Here is a 17952-nt window from a genome sequence, read left to right on the forward strand (position 1 = left end):
AGCGGCGGACTTCAGCCCACGGTCACTTCGACGGCCAGCTCGCCGTCACCCGGACGAGTGGTCACGGCCGAGATCACCCCGGCCGCCCGCACGTCGTCCGACACCGCCGCGAACCCGGTGAGCAGGTCGTCGGACGCGCTCACCGTGAGCGTCTCCACGGCCGAGCGCATCGACACCTTCGCGTCCGTCTTGGCGCGCCGCACGGCCGCGATCACCGAGCCGGCCAGCGGCAGCAGGGTCGCGTCACCCTCGACCGAAGGCGCCGAAGGCCACGGCGCGCGGTGCACCGAACCCTCCTGCCACCACGACCAGACCTCCTCGGTCGAGTACGGCAGCACCGGCGCGAACAGCCGCACCAGCACCGAAAGTGCGGTGGTGAGCGCCGCGCGGGCCGAGTCGGCCGCCGCCTCGCCGCGATCGCCGTACGCGCGGGCCTTCACCAGCTCCACGTAGTCGTCGCAGAACGTCCAGAAGAACGTCTCCGTGATCTGCAGCGCGCGGGCCTGGTCCAGGCCTTCGAACGCCGTCGTCGCGTCGGCGACCACGCGCCCGAGCGCGGCGAGCACCGAGCGGTCCAGCGGCTCCGTCACGGCGGCACCCGGTGTCGGCAGGCCGAGCCCGAGCACGAACCGGCTCACGTTCAGCAGCTTCGTCGCCAGCCGCCGGCCCACCTTCATCTGGCCCTGGTCCTCGGCCGTGTCGACGCCGGGGCGCGCGCTGGCGGCCCAGTAGCGCACGGCGTCGGGCCCGAACTGGTCCAGCAGCGCGGCCGGCGTGACGACGTTGTCCTTCGACTTCGACATCTTCTTGCGGTCCGGGTCGAGCACCCAGCCGGAGATCACCGCGTCGCGCCACGGCAGCACGTGCTCTTCCAGCTCCGAGCGCACGGCCGTGGAGAACAGCCAGGTGCGGATGATCTCGTGCGCCTGCGGCCGCAGCGAGTACGGGTACACGCGGCGGAACAGGTCGTCGTCGAGGGTCCAGCGCCCGGCGATCTGCGGCGTGAGCGACGAGGTGGCCCAGGTGTCCATCACGTCCACCTCGCCCGCGAACCCGCCCGCCTGGCCGCGCTGCTCCTCGGTGTAACCGGGCGGCACGTCGGTGGTCGGGTCCACCGGCAGGGCGGTGTCGTCGGGCACCAGCACGGCGTCGTGGTCGGGCTCGCCGTGCTCGTCGAGCGGGTACCAGACGGGGATCGGCACGCCGAAGAACCGCTGGCGGCTCACGAGCCAGTCGGTGGTGAGGCCCTCGGCCCAGGCGCGGTAGCGCACCTCCATGTGCGGCGGCACCCAGTTGAGCTCGCCCCCGCGCTCGATCAGCTTGGCGCGCAGCTCCTCGTCGCGACCGCCGTTGGTGAGGTACCACTGGCGGCTCGTGACGATCTCGAGCGGCCGGTCGCCCTTCTCGTAGAACTTCACCGCGTGCGTGATCGCCCTCGGCTCGCCGCGCAGCGACCCCTCCGCCCGCAGTGCCTCCACGAGCAGCTGGCGTCCCGTGTGGACGGTCTTGCCCGCCAGCGGCGCGTACGCCTCGGCCGGCACCCCGCGCGGGGGCTCCGGCAGGAACCGGCCGTCGCGCCCGAGCACCGGCCGGGTCTCCAGCCGCAACGCGCGCCACCACGTGACGTCGGTGGTGTCGCCGAAGGTGCAGACCATGGCGATGCCGGTGCCCTTCTCCGGATCGGCGAGGTGGTGCGCGTGCACCGGCACCTCGACGCCGAACACGGGCGTGCGCACCGTTTTCCCGACGAGGTCGCGGTAGCGCTCGTCGTCCGGGTGCGCCACGAGCGCGACGCACGCGGGCAGCAGCTCGGGCCGGGTGGTCGAGATCAGCACCTCGTCCTCACCCGCGTGGAACACGAGGTCGTGGTAGGCGCCGGGCCGCTCGCGGTCCTCCAGTTCGGCCTGCGCGACGGCGGTGCGGAACGTGGTGTCCCACAGCGTCGGCGCCTCGGCCTGGTAGGCCTCGGCGCGCGCGAGGTTGCGCAGGAAGGCGCGCTGGGAGATCTCCGTGGTGGCGGGGTCGATGGTCTGGTACGCCAGCGTCCAGTCCACCGACAGGCCCACGCGGCGCCAGACGTCCTCGAAGACCTTCTCGTCCTCTTCGGACAGCGTGCGGCACAGCTCCACGAAGTTGCGCCGTGACACCGGGATCACGTCCTTGCCGGGTTTCGCCGGCGGCGTGAACGACGGGTCGTAGGGCAGTGCGGGTTCGCAGCGCACGCCGTAGTGGTTCTGCACGCGGCGCTCGGTCGGCAGGCCGTTGTCGTCCCAGCCGACGGGGTAGAACACCTCACGCCCGCACATGCGCTGGTAGCGCGCGAGCACGTCGGTGTGGGTGTAGGAGAACACGTGGCCGATGTGCAGCGAACCACTGGCCGTGAGCGGCGGCGTGTCGATCGAGTAGACGTCGGCGCGCGGCTTGGTGCGGTCGAAGCGGTGGACGCCGTCGCGCTCCCACGCCGCTACCCACTTGGTCTCCAGACCGTCGACACCGACCTTGTCCGGGACACGAGGGCTGGGCTGCGGGGTGGCGTTCATGAACCAACTCTAGGCGGGCGCCGCCACCGGGTTCTCGCCCACCGGCAGGTCGCGCATGTGCCGCAGCGGAGAGCAGACCACCCACAGCGCGCCGGCGAGCTGGCCGATCATCGCGGTCCACAGCGCGCCGGTGAGCCCGAAGCCTTCGCCGAGCGCGCCGCCCAGCAGGCCGCCGAGCGGCATCGTGCCCCACACGATGAACCGCACGCTCGCGTTCATCCGGCCCAGCAGCCGATCGGGCGTGATGGCCTGGCGGTAGGAGACCTGCGCGACGTTGTAGAGGATCACGCCGAAGCCGGCCGCCGCGAGGCCGAAGCCGGCGAGCAGCACGCGCCAGCCGGGGCCGGCCAGCGGCACGAGCAGGTTGCCGGGCCACACGAGCATCGGCAGCAGCCAGATCGACCGCGCCTGCCCGACCCGGCGGATGATCGCGTTGGAGAACAGGGCGCCGAGGATGCCGCCGATGCCGCCCACGGCGAGCAGCCCGCCGACCGCGGCGGGCGGGAGACCGGCGGTGCGCGTCAGGAACAGCACCTGCACGGCCTGCGCGGCGGCGCCGAAGAGGTTCGCGGTGGCGGTGCACGCGACGATCGCGCGCAGCGGCTTGTCGGTGAACACGAACTTCAGGCCTTCGGCCATCTGCGGCACGAGGCGTTCGTGGCCGGTCTTCTCGGGCAGTTGTTCGACGGTGCGGATGCGCCACAGGCACAGCGCGGAGAGCAGGTACCCGACGCCGGTTACCAGCACCGTGCTGGCCGCGCCGACGAACTGCACCAGCACACCCGCCGCGCTCGGCCCGGCGATCTGCGCCGAGGACTGCACGCCCTGCAGCTTCGCGTTGCCTTCCAACAGCCGGTCGCGGCCGACGAGCGCGGGCAGGTAGGCCTGGTAGGAGACGTCGAAGAACACCGTGCCGATGCCCACGAACAGCACGATCACGATGAGCTGCACCATCGTCAGCACGCCGGCCCACCAGGCCAGCGGGATGCTCAGGATCAGCACCGCGCGGGCCAGGTCGGCCGCGAGCATCACGGGCCGTTTGCGCAGCCGGTCCACCCACACGCCGGCCGGCAGGCCGATGAGCAGGAAGCCCAGCGTCTCGGCCGTGGTCAGCAAGCCCATCTCCAACGGCGTGGCCGCCAGCGTCACGGCGGCGAGCAGCGGAATCGCCGTCACGCCGACGAACGTGCCCAGCTGGCTCGCCGTGTCGCCGGCGAAGAGCCGGCGGAAATCGGCGTGGAAGAGCAGGGAGTCCCGGTTCACCCGATCGAGTGTCGACGAGTGATTGGAAAGTGTCAATCACTTAATCCTGCCTAGGCTGGGCGCGTGCCGACCCCACGACGCCCTTCGACGGAGGCCGAGGCCGCCGCGCTCGCGTCCGGAATACGCCTGCGCATCATCCGGTTGACTTCCTTCGAGGCCATGACCAACAAGGAGCTGGCCGAGCGGCTGGGCCGCGACCCGGCCACCACGTTGCACCACGTGCGGCGCCTGGTGGACACAGGTTTTCTCACCCCGCAGCCCGAGCGGCGCGGAACCCGCGGCGCCAAGGAGATCCCGTACCTGTCCACCGGCTTGTCCTGGCAGCTCGACAACGGCGTGGCGGTCGCGCCCGTGGGCCAGGCCATGCTCGAGGCCTACCTCGCCGAGGTGGGCGAGGCCGACCCGGCCGAGGTCGACTCGAGCCGGCTCGTGTTCCAGGTCGTGCCGGGTGAGGTCGCCGAGTTCAAGGACCGGCTCACGGCACTGCTCGAGGAGTTCCGTGAACGACCCGCCGAACCCGGTGCGGGCCGCACCGCCATCTACGTATCGATCTATCCCAGCAGGTAATCACTCGGCTCCCGCGCCGAATCGTGGGAGCATGGAGGCACGATGACAGAACTGACACACGAAGACCTGTACGACGACGACCCGTCGACCGGTGAGATGGAGCTCGAGGACCGCGCCTCGCTCCGCCGCGTCGCGGGGCTGTCGACCGAACTCACGGACGTCACCGAGGTCGAATACCGCCAGCTGCGGCTGGAGCGCGTCGTGCTGGTCGGCGTGTGGACCGAAGGCACCGCCGAGCAGTCGGAAGCCTCCCTCGCCGAGCTGGCGAGGCTGGCCGAGACCGCCGGTTCCGAGGTGCTCGAGGGCCTCGTCCAGCGGCGCGCCAAGCCCGACCCGGCGACCTACGTCGGCTCCGGCAAGGTGCGGGAGCTGCGCGACGTGGTCGTGGCGACCGGCGCCGACACGGTGATCTGCGACGGCGAGCTCTCGCCCGGCCAGCTGCGCCAGCTCGAGGAGAAGGTGAAGGTCAAGGTCATCGACCGGACCGCCCTGATCCTCGACATCTTCGCGCAGCACGCCCGCTCCAAGGAGGGCAAGGCGCAGGTCGAGCTGGCCCAGCTGCAGTACCTCATCCCCCGCCTGCGTGGTTGGGGTGCGTCGCTGTCCCGGCAGGCCGGTGGCCGTGCCGGTGGCGCCAACGGCGGTGTGGGCCTGCGCGGTCCCGGTGAGACGAAGCTCGAAACCGACCGGCGGCGGATCAACAAGCGCGTGTCCAAGCTGCGCCGCGAGATCGCCGCGATGGACACCATCCGCGAGACCAAGCGCGGCCGGCGCGTGGCCAACGAGGTGCCCAGCATCGCGATCGTCGGCTACACCAACGCCGGCAAGTCGAGCCTGCTCAACGCGCTGACCGGCGCGGGGGTGCTGGTGGAGGACGCGCTGTTCGCCACCCTGGACCCGACCACGCGCCGGGCCCAGACGGCCGACGGGCGCACGTTCACCCTCACCGACACCGTCGGGTTCGTGCGGCACCTGCCCCACCAGCTGGTGGACGCGTTCCGCTCGACGCTGGAGGAAGCGGCTGACGCCGACCTGCTGCTGCACGTCGTCGACGGCGCCGACCCGGCACCCGAGGAGCAGGTGAACGCCGTGCGCGAGGTGCTCGCGGAGATCACCCGCACCCGCAAGGAACCGCTGCCGCCCGAGCTGCTCGTGATCAACAAGGCCGACGCGGCCGACCAGGTCACGCTCGCACGGCTGCGCCACCAGCTGGCCGGTTCCGTGCAGGTGTCGGCCCGCACCGGGGCCGGTATCCCGGAGCTGGCCGAGGTGCTCGCCGACCGGCTGCCGCGGCCGCAGGTCGTGGTCGAGGCGCTGGTCCCGTACTCGCGGGGCGAGCTCGTGGCCCGCGCCCACGCGGACGGCGAGGTGCTGGAGGAGGAGCACGTCGCCGACGGCACGCGGCTGCTCGTGCGGGTCCACCCGGACCTCGCGGCGGCTTTGCGCCGGTACGAAACCAACTCCTCGGCGCTCTGAACGTCTTCCGTAGTGTGCGGCCGAACCGGGCCGCACACTACGGAGGTGAGCTGGTGCGGGTCGTCCTCGCGGTGACGGCGGGTTTGCTGGTCCTGGGCGCGGTGCCCGCTGCTGCGGCCGCACCACCCACGCCACCCGCACCCTCGTCGCTCTGCACCGTCAAGGACTCGCGGATCGGGGAGCTCTCCGGCCTGGTTTCCGACGGCGACCACTGGTACGCGATCAACGACGGCGGCACCAAGGTGCAGGTCTTCGTGCTCGACCACTCGTGCAAGGTGCAGAAGGTGCTCTCGGCGAGCACCGACCCGTACGACGTCGAAGACCTCGCGCGCGCCGCCGACGGCACCCTGTGGCTCTCGGACACCGGCGACAACAGCCACAAGCGCACGACCGTGGCGCTCATGGAGATGAAACCTTCGGGCGGCAGCGTGACGTTGCACCGCCTGACCTACCCCGACGGGCCGCACGACACCGAGGCCCTCCTGCTCGACCGCTCGGGCACGCCGTACCTGGTCACCAAGGAAGTGCTCGGCGACGCCGCCGTCTACCGCCCGACCGGTCCGCTGGCGACGCCGGGACCGACGACGCTGGAGAAGGTCGGCTCCCTGAACATCCACGACACCGACACGCCGGGCGGCCCCGTGGGTGCCTTCGGGTCCGTGCTGGTCACGGGCGGCGCGACCAGCGCCGACGGCAGCGTCGTGGCCCTGCGGACCTACACCGACGCGTACCTGTACCCGGCGCCGGACGGTGACGTGCTGGAGGCGCTGAAGCGCAACCCCGTGCGGATCCCGTTGCCGAACGAGAAGCAGGGGGAGGCGCTGGCTTTCGAACCCGACGGAACGTTGCTGTCGGGGAGTGAGGGCGTCGGCCAGCCGCTTCGTGCGGTGAAAAACGCGACGGCTCTGATCGCAGGGGCGGCCGCACCGCAGCGTGAGGCGGCGAAGCCGGCTTCGTCCGGTGCGGCGGGTGGCTCGGACGAGTCGTCCGGGGTGCCGCTGTTGCCGGCGGCCGGGATCGCGGTGGTGGTCGTGCTGGGGGTGTGGTTCCTGATCAGCCGGATGCGTCGGCGACCTCGTCGGTGAGCCGTTGGTGGCCTCTTCGCGGACCTGGTGGCCCCGGAAGCGGTGAAGGGCGCCGTGAGGGAATCGGATCCCTCACGGCGCCCTTCACGGCTTTCAACGAGCACTGAGCGCCGGCTCGACCTGGTCTCGCTCGGCCGTCCCCGTCACCGAAGTCCGTCCCGGGAAGGCAAACCGGAGCGGGCCCCGCCACGGGGCGACACGAACCGCGCACAAGCACGATCCCTCAAGCAACAAACCTCGAGCACAAACTCTCAAGCACGAACCGGCCGGCCCACCGAAGCGATTACACCGGCACCGGCCGCGACACCGTCCACACCGGACACCGGAAGGCTTCCGCCCGCGGCGCGGCGGCGATCGAGGCCGGGCATCCTCGTCGCCGCCCCGCAGCCGCGAGGCCGAGCTGCCGGTCAGAGGCGCCGCAGGACCGCGACGACCTTGCCGAGGATGGTGGCGTCGTCGCCGGGGATCGGGTCGTAGGCCTCGTTGTGCGGCATCAGCCACACGTGGCCGTCCTTGCGCTTGAACGTTTTCACCGTGGCCTCGCCGTCGATCATCGCGGCCACGATGTCGCCGTTCTCCGCCGCGGGCTGCTGGCGGACCACGACCCAGTCGCCGTCGGTGATCGCGGCGTCGACCATCGAGTCGCCGGTGACGCTGAGCAGGAAGAGCTCACCCTCGCCGACGATCTCGCGCGGCAGCGGGAACACGTCCTCGATCGCCTGCTCGGCCAGCACCGGGCCACCGGCCGCGATCCGGCCGACCAGCGGCACGTACGCCGCCTTCGGCATCGACGGCTGCTGGTCGATGTCGATGCCCATCGGGTTGTCGTCGGTCGTCGAGAGCACGCCCACGGCCCGCGGCCGGTTCGCGTCGCGGCGCAGGTATCCCTTGCGCTGCAGCGCCTTCAGCTGGTGGGACACCGACGAGGTCGACGTGAGCCCCACGGCCTCGCCGATCTCGCGCACACTCGGCGGGTAGCCGAACCGGCTCACCCACGTGCGGATCACGTCCAGCACCTGCTGCTGCCGCACCGTCAGCGTCTCGTCCACGTCGTAGACCTCAGGCAAGGCCGTCACCTTGCCTGAGCCACCGGGCGTGGTGCCCGCCTTGCTCTCCTTCGCCACTGTGCCTTCTCCCAACTGGGTGTCGCCCCCAGACGTTTCACGGTCGCCACGGGGCGTGCCGCGCGGTCTCGCGTTCGCCGGCCGGCTCCCGCGGACGCGGGTGCCCTCGCCGACGACATCTGCCCGGCAGATGTCCTGGTCACCGACGTTAGCCCACCGAGCGTGACGATTTCAAACATCTGTTCGATCGACACGCCGTGTCCTCTCGATTTTGTCGGTGCGGGGTGGTAGACCTTCGCACGGACGTTCGATAGAACGCCTGTTCGACCTGAGGCGCATCGCCGCCGGTGAGAGCACCGGCGCGGGCTCGGATCGAACCGATCAGCAGGTCAGAAGGAGGTTCGCCATGTCGATTCTGGCAGACCGCGGGATCGTCCGCCCGCTCCGGTCCGTCCGGCAGGTTGCCGCCCCGGTTCGGGTCCCGGCGGGGTCGCCGGGTGGTCCCGCCGCCCCTGGCCGCGGCACGCGTGAGCGCCGCGGTGAGCCGGTGCGGCCGCCCACGCGCGCCCGGGTCGTCGTCGGTCGCCGCAGTGCCGGCACCGCGTGTGCCGAGCCGAGCCGGCCCGCCGTGCGGTGGCCGTGGCTCGCCGCGATCGCCGTCGCCGCCTGTCTGGTGGTCACCGTTCTGGGTGTATTCGGCTCCGGTACGCCGGGTGGTGCGGTGCCCGAGCGCACCGCTTCGGTGTCCGTGCAGCAGGGCGACACGCTGAGCGCGCTCGCCGCGCGGTTCGCCCCCGACTCCGACCAGGCCGCCGTGGTCGAGCGCATCAAACAGCTCAACCACCTCGACGACGCCGTCCTCGTGCCGGGTCTGCCGCTCACGGTGCCGTTCGCCGGGCAGGGGGCGGAGCTCGGTTCGTGACCCTCGGCACGCGCTCGATCGCACCCCGAACCGGTGCCTTCTTCACCCGCTTGTGTCGCTTGCGTGGGCCGTCCGGGCGATCTATGGTCAACCCCTACATCTGGTAGTTACACCGCTGTAGTTGGTCCACAGGTAGGGGTAGACTGAACACCAGTTGTCCACAGCTGGTCGGTGTTGATCCACCGGTTTTCCACAAGTCGATCACCAGGCGCGGGTCCGTGCGGGGTGACCGCGGTCCAGGCCGTAGCGTGGCGGCAGGGGCCGGCTTGGGGATGGACTCGGCCGGCGCGGAGGGGAAGGTGATCGGCGGATGAGGTGCCCGTTCTGCCGGCATGCGGACTCTCGGGTCGTCGACTCCCGAGAGGTGGATGAAGGCCAGGCGATCCGGCGGCGGCGCTCGTGCGCCCAGTGCGGCCGGCGCTTCACCACGTCGGAGACGATGGTGCTCGCCGTCGTCAAGCGCTCCGGCGTCACCGAGCAGTTCAGCCGGGACAAGGTGGTCAACGGCGTGCGGCGGGCCTGTCAGGGCCGGCCGGTCGACGACGACGCGTTGCAGAAGCTCGCGCAGCGCGTGGAGGAGTCGATCCGTTCCGCCGGACTGGCGGAGATCCCGAGCCACGAGGTCGGTCTGGCCATCCTGGGCCCCTTGCGGGAGCTCGACGGGGTCGCGTACCTCCGGTTCGCCAGCGTCTACCGCTCGTTCTCCTCGGTCGAGGATTTCGAGAAGGAGATCGCGGACCTGCGGGAAGCCATGGCGGGTGCTGCCGCGGAAGAAGGAAGCGAGCGCGCCGAAGGCGACTGAGTGTCGCCTGCGCCGTGCGGGAGTGAGGGACGAGACCCGATGACCGAGACCGTGGGAACCGGCGCGGCGGCCGCCGGCCGGAACAAGAAGAAGGCCAGCGGTGGGCTGGCCGTGAAGCGGGTCTTCACGACCGAAGGCGTGCACCCGTACGACGAAGTCGCGTGGGAACAGCGCGACGTCGTGATGACCAACTGGCGCGACGGCAGCGTGAACTTCGAGCAGCGGGGTGTCGAGTTCCCCGGCTTCTGGTCGGTGAACGCCACCAACATCGTGACCAGCAAGTACTTCCGCGGAGCCGTCGGCTCCCCGCAGCGCGAGAGCAGCCTCAAGCAGCTCATCGACCGCGTGGTGAAGACGTACGTGAAGGCCGCCGCGGACTACGGCTACTTCTCCGGCGCGGCCGACCTCGAGATCTTCGAGCACGAGCTCACCTGGATGCTGCTGCACCAGGTCTTCAGCTTCAACTCGCCGGTGTGGTTCAACGTCGGCACGTCCTCGAAGCAGCAGGTCTCGGCGTGCTTCATCCTGGCGGTCGACGACACGATGGAGTCGATCCTCAACTGGTACCGCGAAGAGGGCCTGATCTTCAAGGGCGGCTCCGGCGCGGGCCTCAACCTCTCCCGCATCCGCTCCTCGAAGGAGCTGCTCACCTCCGGCGGCACCGCGTCCGGCCCGGTCTCGTTCATGCGCGGCGCCGACGCGTCCGCGGGCACCATCAAGTCGGGCGGCGCCACGCGGCGCGCGGCGAAGATGGTCGTGCTCGACGTCGACCACCCCGACATCGAGGAGTTCATCCAGACCAAGGCGCGCGAGGAAGAGAAGATCAAGGTCCTGCGCGACGCCGGGTTCGACATGGACCTCTCGGGCGCGGACATCGCCTCGGTGCAGTACCAGAACGCCAACAACTCGGTGCGCGTGTCCGACGAGTTCATGCAGGCCGTGGAAAACGGCGGCGAGTTCGGGCTGCGCGCCCGCCTCACCGGCGAGGTCATCGAGCGCACCGACGCGAAGAAGCTGTTCCGCACCATGGCGCAGGCCGCGTGGGAGTGCGCCGACCCGGGCATGCAGTACGACGGCACGATCAACGACTGGCACACCTGCCCGGAGTCGGGCCGCATCAGCGCGTCGAACCCGTGCAGCGAGTACATGCACCTCGACAACTCCAGCTGCAACCTCGCGTCGCTGAACCTGCTGAAGTTCGTGTCCGAAGACGGCACCTTCGACGCGCCGCTGTTCGCGAAGGCCGTGGAGTTCGTGATCACGGCGATGGACATCTCCATCTGCTTCGCCGACTTCCCGACCGAGCCGATCGCCGACACCACCCGCAAGTTCCGCCAGCTGGGCATCGGGTACGCCAACCTGGGTGCGCTGCTGATGGCGCTGGGCCACGCGTACGACTCCGAAGGCGGCCGCGCGCTCGCCGGCGCGATCACGTCGCTGATGACCGGTGTGTCGTATCGGCGTTCGGCCGAGCTGGCCAAGGTCGTCGGCGCCTACGACGGCTACGCGCGCAACGCCGAGGCCCACCAGCGCGTGATGCGCAAGCACGCCGCGGCCAACGAGCTGGTGCGCACCTACCACGCCAACGACGCGGCCGTCCGCGCGCTGGCCACGGAGGAGTGGCAGCGCGGCATCGAGCTGGGCACGAAGAACGGCTGGCGCAACGCGCAGGCCTCCGTGCTCGCGCCGACCGGCACCATCGGATTCATGATGGACTGCGACACCACGGGCATCGAGCCGGACTTCTCGCTGGTGAAGTTCAAGAAGCTCGTCGGCGGCGGGTCGATGCAGATCGTGAACCAGACCGTGCCGCGTGCGCTCAAGGCCCTGGGCTACCAGGACGAGCAGGTGGAGGCGATCGTCGAGTACGTGGCGCAGCACGGCCACGTCGTCGACGCACCGGGCCTGCGCCAGGAGCACTACGAGGTGTTCGACTGCGCGGTCGGCGAGCGCTCCATCGCGCCGATGGGCCACGTGCGGATGATGGCCGCGGTGCAGCCGTTCCTGTCGGGCGCGATCTCGAAGACGGTGAACATGCCGGAGTCGGCCACCGTCGAAGAGGTCGAGGAGATCTACTTCCAGGGCTGGAAGATGGGCCTCAAAGCCCTCGCGATCTACCGCGACAACTGCAAGGTCGGCCAGCCGCTGTCCACGGCGAAGAAGAAGGAAGCCGAGCCCGAGCCGGAGAAGGTCGTGGAGTACCGCCCGGTGCGCCGCCGCCTCCCGAAGAAGCGCCCGAGCCAGACCGTCTCCTTCACCGTCGGCGGCGCCGAGGGCTACCTCCACGCCGGCTCCTACCCGGACGACGGCCTCGGCGAGATCTTCGTGAAGCTCGGCAAGCAGGGCTCCACCCTGGCGGGCGTGATGGACGCCTTCTCGATGTCGATCTCCGTGGGCCTGCAGCACGGCATCCCGCTGGAGTTCTACGTCTCCAAGTTCTCCAACCTGCGCTTCGAACCGGCCGGCATGACGGACGACCCGGACATCCGCATCGCCACCAGCGTGATGGACTACCTCTTCCGCCGCCTGGCCCTGGACTACCTGCCGTACGAAAAGCGCTCGCAACTCGGCATCTTCACCGCCGACGAACGCTCCGCCGAAGTGGAATCCACCTACGGCGGCATGGACCTGGAAGCCCTGCGCACCAGCGTGGACTCCACCCCGGCCACGGCACCCACCCCGGCCACGGCTGCCGAGCCGTCCACTCAGGACGCCCACAGCACGGCCGAACTGATGGAACTCCACCTCGGCAAAGCCGCGGACGCGCCCTTGTGCATGACGTGCGGCACGAAGATGCGCCCGGCGGGGTCGTGCTACGCCTGTGAAGGGTGTGGAGCTACGTCGGGTTGTAGCTGACGTTGTAGCTGATTCACAGCGAAGCGGGGAGCCGGGTTTCCGGCTCCCCGCTTCGCTTTCCAGTGCGGAATAATTGCTTGCTGCGCCCCGGGAGTTGCTGCCAGGCTCGGCCCATGAACGAAAGAATCGAGCTCTCCGCGCGCCGGTGAGCGTCGAGCCCGAGCCCGTGCCGCTCGGACCCCGCCAGACTCTGTTCGGCCACGCACAGCGGCTGCACTCGCGCTCACCTGGTTCGCCGTTGCCTGACGACGGCAAGCCCTATCCCGACGATCCTTTCCACCGGGGCCGCGACCGCCCACGGCCACCGGAAGACCGGGCCCTGATCGGGGTCGAGCCGGCCAGAGTCCTCGCCGAGCACTTCGCGAATCCTGCCGCCGTGCCCCAGGATCTCGACGAGGCCTTCCATCGGGTGTGGGTTTCTGGGCATCTCAGCCCGCCCATTTCGGCGGTCATCGAGCAAACGGATCCGGCCCGGGCCCGCGACACGGGCCGGTGGCTCGTGCAGCACGCCACCGATCGAGGCTCGGTGCTGGGCGGGCTCGCCCTTCTCGCCGTGGTGGGAACATCCGAAGACATTCCCCTGATCCGCACGATCTCGCTGTTGTCGGACACGTTCGCGCCCCTTGCCGCACGGGCGTTGGAGCGGCTGGCCGGCGGCGCGGACGCGTTGGTGTGGCTGGGTGACCGGGTCAACGGCTGGGGCCGGGTCTACGTGGTCGAGGCGCTGCTTCGGCTCGACGATCCGGCCACGAGGCCGTGGCTGCTGCGGCGGGCCGTCAACGGCGACCACCTCAACGGCTATTTCGCCGGTGAGCTCGCGGTGAAAACCGCGCTCCACGAGGCGGTCGCAGACCCGGGAGCCGACGACGAACTTTTCGATCACGCCGGTCGGCTGATGGACGTGCTCACGTATAGCCGGGGGATGGGTTCGTCGATCGAGGACTACGACCACGCTGCCGACGTTCTGCAGGTCCACGTCGAGCGCCTCGGCCGGCAGAAACCCACGGCCCGCCGGTTCGCGGTCGCCACGGGGCTCGTCGAATATCTCGACAGCGGAGCGGCGGCTCGCCTCGGCTGGTCGCCGGAACGGCTGGTCGCCGCCTATCGATCGGTGCTCGACCGGGACGACTGGTGTGCGGTCATCCGGGGTGAGATCAAGAGCGGAGATGAGCATCTCGCCCCTGCTTATCTGCGTTGGCTGACCACAGAGCTGGGGCCGCGGCTGGGACTGCGTGCGTTCGCCGATGTCCCGCCAAGCGACGAGTAGCCTGCCGGTTCGCACAGGATCTCCACACTTCCTCCCGGGTGGATCCACATCCGTGCGCCAGCATCGGGCGCGTGGAGTGGTTGGCGGAGTTCAGAGCGGAAGCGCAACGGCGGCAGGTGCGGCCCGAACCCGAGTGGGGGAGGGGTGCGCGGATGGATCCCGAGGTGGTCAGGAGTGTGCAGCGGTTTCAGGTGGGGGAGTCCGGGGACGGGGCCAACCTGATCGCCAAGGCGAAGCCGCAGTGGCGGGAGGTGTCGCGGCTGTTCGTGGCGGAGGAGCAGAACCACGCGCGGATGCTGGCGGAGCTGCTCGAGGCCGCGGGGGCCACCACGATTCGCTCGCACTGGTCCGATTCCGTGTTCGTGGCGCTGCGGCGGGCGATGGGGTTGAGGCTGGAGTTGATGGTGCTGTTGATCGCCGAAGTGGTGGCCCTGAGCTACTACAAAGCCCTCAGGGACGGCACCACCGACCCGCTCACGAGGGAGGTCGCGGCGCGGATCCTGGCGGATGAGGAGCGGCATGTGCCGTTTCAGGTCGATCAGTTGCGTGGGGCGTTTCCGGGGGTGAAGGGGAAGCTGGTCGCGGTGGGGTGGCGCGTCGTGATGGCCGGGGCGTTGGTGGCGGTGGTCGGGGATCACGGGAGGGCGCTGCGACGGTTGAACGTGACCAGGATCGGGTTCGCGGCCGAGGTGTTGAGCCGGTTCGAGCGAGTGGTCGCGGACGTCCACTGTGGACCCCAGGTGCAGCCGGTCGTGAGGCCGAAGAAGGCGAGGCCTCGCGGGCTGGTCTAGTGCAGCCGGTGATCAGGCAGCGGAGAGCCCCGCGGGCTGGTCTCGTGAAGCCGGATACGCCCGTGAGCCGACGGGTGTGGGTGCCTGGCGAAGCCGGGTTCACCGGCGGCCGGTGTGGCACATGACGGCAGCGGCCTCGTCTGCACGGCGTTCCCAGTGGTGGTGCCCGCGGTCAGTCTGGCGGCGGCGTTGTGGGGTGGCCCCGGTTGGCCTAGCGCAGCGATGCCAGGTGTGCCTGCAGAACCAAGCGGCACACGGACGGCGGCGTGACCTCGGGGCCGAGAACCGCGCGGAACGTGAGGCCGTCCAGCAAAGCCGCGAGGCGGTGGGCCTCGAGGTCATCCGAGTGGCCCAGCGCAGAAGTGATGCGGCGGGCCAACGCGAGCGTGCCGCCCAGGGCTTCGGCCGCCAGCTCGGTGAGGTCGGGGTCCGTGCGGGCCGTGACGAGGAACTCGACGAGCACGGTGGCCTCGGCGAGTCGGGGAGCGTCCAGGGGGAGCAGTTCGGCGAGGAAGTCCGTGAGCTGGGCGACGGCGTCAGACGCGGAGAGCTCGGCCAACGGGCGCAAGGCGGCTCGGCGAAGGTCCAGCCGCGCGGTCACGCGGTCGATGGTCGAGCGCATGGCGAACCGCATCAGGTCGCGCTGGCCGTCGAAGTAGTGGCGGACCGAGCCGATATTCAGGCCGGACTCGGTGGCCACGGCGCGCAGCGACACCGCGGCCAGGCCGTCGCGCGCGGCGAGGCGCAGCACGGCGTCCGCGATCTCCGCGCGGCGCTGTTCTCCGTCGACGACCTTGGGCACTGGACCTTTCTATCACACCTGTGATACCACTGGACATATCACAAGCGTGATAGAAAACGAGGTGGGAGAGATGGAGACGTACCTGACCTTCATGCTGATCCGGTTCGGCCTGATCGCCGGCGGGCTGGTGGTGCTGGGGCTGATCGCCTTCGGCGTCGCGCTCGCGTTGAAGCGCAGGGGGCACGGCGACCGGGTGCGCGACGGCGTGGCGAAGGCGGCGCGGTTCGCGGGCCGGGCGCTCGACGACCGGCGAAGCACCGGGGCCCGGCGTGGGGGCGGGCTCGGGAGCACCCTCGCGCGGGAGGCGTTGCGGCGCGTGGACCGCCGATGAGCGACGAGCTGGTGCACCACCTGCTGATGGACCTGCTGGTGAAGGGCCTGATCGTGGTGGCCGCGGTGGTGCTGCTGGTGCTCGGCGCCGTGGTGATCTGGCGCAGGGTGGGGAGATGACCGCGGGGGCGCTCGAAAACGAGCGCCCCCACGGCGACGGAATCAACGGATCAAGACAGCCGCGACCAGAGGAACTCGAACACCAGCGCCCACTTGAACGCCAGCTGCGCGTTGTCCGCGGCGCCGCCGTGGCCGCCTTCGATGTTCTCGTAGTAGCGCACGTCGTGGCCCTGCTCCTGCATCAGGGCCATCATCTTGCGGGCGTGGCCCGGGTGCACGCGGTCGTCGCGGGTGGACGTCGTGAACAGGGTCGGCGGGTACGTCTGTCCCTTGTGGACGTTGTGGTACGGCGAGTACTTCGCGATCACCTCCCACTCGGCGGGCACGTCCGGGTCGCCCCACTCGGCCATCCACGACGCGCCCGCGAGCAGCAGGTGGTAGCGCTTCATGTCGAGCAACGGAACCTGGCTCACGACCGCGCCGAACAGCGAGGGGTACCGCGTGAGCATCACGCCCATGAGCAGCCCGCCGTTGCTGCCGCCCAGGATGCCGAGCCGCGCGGCCGTGGTGATGCCGCGGGTCACGAGGTCGCGGGCGACCGCGGAGAAGTCCTCGTACACCTTGTGCCGGTTTTCCTTCACCGCCAGCGAATGCCACTGCGGCCCGTACTCGCCGCCGCCGCGGATGTTCGCGACCACGTACGTGCCGCCGCGCGCGACCCAGCCGCGGCCGATCACGCCGCTGTAGGCGGGCGTGAGCGAAACCTCGAAGCCGCCGTAGCCGTTGAGCAGCGTCGGGCCGTTTTCGGCGCCGGGCGGGCGGACCACGAAGTACGGGATCTTCGTGCCGTCTTCCGAGGTGGCGAAGTACTGCGCGACCTCGATCCCGGCCGCGTCGAAGAACGCCGGCGCCTGCTTGAGCACCTCGACGTCGCCGCCGACCTCGCCGCGGCTCAACGTCGAGGGCTGCAGATAGCTCGATGAGTCGACCAGGTACTCGTCGCTCTCGTCCGGGTCGGTGCCCACCAGATCGGCGCTGCCGAAGTCCGGCGCGCCACCGAGCGGCGCCTCCGTCCAGCCGTCCGCGCCGTGTGTGAGCGCCACGAGCTCCGATTTCACGTCCCGCAGCTTCGCGAGCAGCACGTGGTTGCGGGTGAACGTGTAGTACTCGAGCGAGGTGTGCGCGTCCGGTGTGAACAGTGCGGTGAAGTCCCGCTCGCCCGCGAGGAACGCGTCGAACCCGATCACGAGCAGCGCGCCGGCCGGATGCTCAACACCGCCGACGGTCCACGGCGTGCGCGGCTCCACGAAGAGCCATTCGCGCTCGACGCTCGTCTCCACGTCGTCGGGCAGGTCGAGCTTCTGCGTGCCCGAAGGCGTGCGCAGGTAGACCTCCGTGCGGTAGAAGTCGATCGACCGGTGCACGAAATCGCGCTCGAACCCCGGCGTCGGGTCGTGGAAGGCGGACACGGCGACGTCGTCGGGCTTGCCCTCGAACACCGGTTCCGCCGTCTCGAGCGGCGTGCCTCGGCGCCACTCCTTCGCCAGCCGCGGGTAGCCGGACGTGGTGAGCGTGTCCGGACCGAAGTCGGTGCCCACGTACACGCGGTCGGCGTCGATCCAGCCGATGCGGTTCTTCGCCTCGGCGAGGAAATAGCCGCCTTCGACGAACTCGTGCGCGTCGAGGTCGAACTCGCGGACCTCCGTCGCGTCGGCGCCGCCGCGCGAGAGCTGCACGAGCCCGAGGCGGTGGCCTGGCCGCAGCACAGCCGCGCCCTTCCACACCCAGTTCTCGTCCTCGGCCTCGGCCAGCGCGTCGACGTCGAGCAGCACTTCCCACTCGGGCTCGGCCTTGCGGTACTCCTCGAGCGTGGTGCGCCGCCACAACCCGCGCGGGTGCTCGGCGTCCTGCCAGAAGTTGTAGAGCTTCGGCCCGCGGCGCGTCACGTAGGGGATGCGCCCACCGGCGTCGAGCACCTCGCGGATCTCGTCCCGCAGCGCGGCGAAGCGGTCGCCGGACGTGAGCACGTCCAGCGCCTCGGCGTTGCGGGTGCGGACCCAGTCCAGTGCCTCGTCACCGGTCACGTCTTCCAGCCACAGGTACGGATCTTCGTCACTCATGGCCCCA

At 70.3% G+C, this 17952-nt stretch carries 15 protein-coding genes; 10 read left to right on the forward strand and 5 right to left on the reverse strand.

From position 1 onward, the window contains the following. Positions 1 to 11: 11 nt before the first annotated feature. Entirely contained in the window at positions 12 to 2540 is a 2529-nt protein-coding gene (gene valS / locus VSH64_RS01065) for a valine--tRNA ligase (protein WP_326569677.1), read from the reverse strand. Positions 2541 to 2549: 9 nt separating this feature from the next. Next, complete coding sequence (locus VSH64_RS01070) at positions 2550 to 3803, reverse strand: MFS transporter (protein ID WP_326569678.1); 1254 nt, start codon at positions 3801 to 3803, stop codon at positions 2550 to 2552. Between the two features lie 63 nt (positions 3804 to 3866). On the opposite strand from VSH64_RS01070, the gene VSH64_RS01075 reads away from it, so the two are divergent. From VSH64_RS01075 to VSH64_RS01085, 3 genes are read left to right on the forward strand one after another with little or no spacing between them, the layout of a single operon-like run. Continuing rightward, positions 3867 to 4370 (forward strand): ArsR/SmtB family transcription factor, encoded by a 504-nt coding sequence (locus VSH64_RS01075; RefSeq protein ID WP_326569679.1) that lies wholly within the window; start codon positions 3867 to 3869, stop codon positions 4368 to 4370. 42 nt (positions 4371 to 4412) lie between these two features. Continuing rightward, positions 4413 to 5846, forward strand: a complete 1434-nt coding sequence (gene hflX / locus VSH64_RS01080; RefSeq protein ID WP_326569680.1) for a GTPase HflX — start codon at positions 4413 to 4415, stop codon at positions 5844 to 5846. Between the two features lie 53 nt (positions 5847 to 5899). Then, positions 5900 to 6931, forward strand: coding sequence for an SdiA-regulated/phytase-like domain-containing protein (locus tag VSH64_RS01085; RefSeq protein WP_326569681.1), 1032 nt, complete (start codon positions 5900 to 5902; stop codon positions 6929 to 6931). 407 nt (positions 6932 to 7338) lie between these two features. Here the strand turns inward: VSH64_RS01085 and lexA are convergent, their stop codons facing one another. Further along, complete coding sequence (lexA, locus tag VSH64_RS01090; RefSeq protein WP_326569682.1) at positions 7339 to 8055, reverse strand: transcriptional repressor LexA; 717 nt, start codon at positions 8053 to 8055, stop codon at positions 7339 to 7341. A 487-nt stretch (positions 8056 to 8542) separates the two neighbouring features. On the opposite strand from lexA, the gene VSH64_RS01095 reads away from it, so the two are divergent. The 5 genes from VSH64_RS01095 to VSH64_RS01115 all read left to right on the forward strand — a co-directional run bounded on the left by VSH64_RS01095 (position 8543) and on the right by VSH64_RS01115 (position 14633). Further along, complete coding sequence (locus tag VSH64_RS01095) at positions 8543 to 8917, forward strand: LysM peptidoglycan-binding domain-containing protein (RefSeq protein ID WP_326569683.1); 375 nt, start codon at positions 8543 to 8545, stop codon at positions 8915 to 8917. A 310-nt stretch (positions 8918 to 9227) separates the two neighbouring features. After that, on the forward strand, positions 9228 to 9719 hold the full coding sequence (nrdR, locus tag VSH64_RS01100; RefSeq protein ID WP_326569684.1) for a transcriptional regulator NrdR: 492 nt from the start codon (positions 9228 to 9230) through the stop codon (positions 9717 to 9719). 39 nt (positions 9720 to 9758) lie between these two features. Further along, entirely contained in the window at positions 9759 to 12575 is a 2817-nt protein-coding gene (locus VSH64_RS01105; RefSeq protein ID WP_326569685.1) for a vitamin B12-dependent ribonucleotide reductase, read from the forward strand. Between the two features lie 145 nt (positions 12576 to 12720). Beyond that, the gene (locus VSH64_RS01110) at positions 12721 to 13842 is read left to right on the forward strand and encodes a hypothetical protein (protein WP_326569686.1); all 1122 of its coding nucleotides are present in this window, start codon (positions 12721 to 12723) and stop codon (positions 13840 to 13842) included. 152 nt (positions 13843 to 13994) lie between these two features. After that, positions 13995 to 14633 carry a ferritin-like domain-containing protein gene (locus tag VSH64_RS01115; protein WP_326569687.1) on the forward strand — a complete coding sequence of 213 codons (639 nt, stop codon included), beginning with the start codon at positions 13995 to 13997 and terminating at the stop codon, positions 14631 to 14633. A 211-nt stretch (positions 14634 to 14844) separates the two neighbouring features. Here the strand turns inward: VSH64_RS01115 and VSH64_RS01120 are convergent, their stop codons facing one another. Further along, positions 14845 to 15435, reverse strand: coding sequence for a TetR/AcrR family transcriptional regulator (locus VSH64_RS01120; protein WP_326569688.1), 591 nt, complete (start codon positions 15433 to 15435; stop codon positions 14845 to 14847). A 70-nt stretch (positions 15436 to 15505) separates the two neighbouring features. Between VSH64_RS01120 and VSH64_RS01125 the strand changes: the two genes are divergently transcribed. Both VSH64_RS01125 and VSH64_RS01130 read left to right on the forward strand, forming a co-directional pair. Then, positions 15506 to 15766 (forward strand): hypothetical protein, encoded by a 261-nt coding sequence (locus VSH64_RS01125; RefSeq protein ID WP_326569689.1) that lies wholly within the window; start codon positions 15506 to 15508, stop codon positions 15764 to 15766. Continuing rightward, complete coding sequence (locus tag VSH64_RS01130; RefSeq protein ID WP_326569690.1) at positions 15763 to 15885, forward strand: hypothetical protein; 123 nt, start codon at positions 15763 to 15765, stop codon at positions 15883 to 15885. Before VSH64_RS01125 ends, VSH64_RS01130 begins: the two co-directional genes overlap by 4 nt. A 50-nt stretch (positions 15886 to 15935) precedes the next feature. On the opposite strand, the gene VSH64_RS01135 is transcribed toward VSH64_RS01130, so the two are convergent. Then, entirely contained in the window at positions 15936 to 17945 is a 2010-nt protein-coding gene (locus VSH64_RS01135; RefSeq protein WP_326569691.1) for a prolyl oligopeptidase family serine peptidase, read from the reverse strand. Positions 17946 to 17952: the final 7 nt, after the last annotated feature.

Origin of the sequence: Amycolatopsis rhabdoformis, assembly GCF_035918295.1 — a bacterium.
GTDB classification, from domain to species: domain Bacteria; phylum Actinomycetota; class Actinomycetes; order Mycobacteriales; family Pseudonocardiaceae; genus Amycolatopsis; species Amycolatopsis rhabdoformis.

What these genes read in the sequence shown, in the direction of transcription:
- valS (WP_326569677.1), bottom strand. Translation starts at nt 2,540, where the DNA reads ATGAACGCCACCCCGCAGCCCAGCCCTCGTGTCCCGGACAAGGTCGGT.
- hflX (WP_326569680.1), top strand. Translation starts at nt 4,413, where the DNA reads ATGACAGAACTGACACACGAAGACCTGTACGACGACGACCCGTCGACC.
- nrdR (WP_326569684.1), top strand. Translation starts at nt 9,228, where the DNA reads ATGAGGTGCCCGTTCTGCCGGCATGCGGACTCTCGGGTCGTCGACTCC.
- VSH64_RS01105 (WP_326569685.1), top strand. Translation starts at nt 9,759, where the DNA reads ATGACCGAGACCGTGGGAACCGGCGCGGCGGCCGCCGGCCGGAACAAG.
- VSH64_RS01115 (WP_326569687.1), top strand. Translation starts at nt 13,995, where the DNA reads ATGGATCCCGAGGTGGTCAGGAGTGTGCAGCGGTTTCAGGTGGGGGAG.
- VSH64_RS01125 (WP_326569689.1), top strand. Translation starts at nt 15,506, where the DNA reads ATGGAGACGTACCTGACCTTCATGCTGATCCGGTTCGGCCTGATCGCC.
- VSH64_RS01130 (WP_326569690.1), top strand. Translation starts at nt 15,763, where the DNA reads ATGAGCGACGAGCTGGTGCACCACCTGCTGATGGACCTGCTGGTGAAG.
- VSH64_RS01135 (WP_326569691.1), bottom strand. Translation starts at nt 17,945, where the DNA reads ATGAGTGACGAAGATCCGTACCTGTGGCTGGAAGACGTGACCGGTGAC.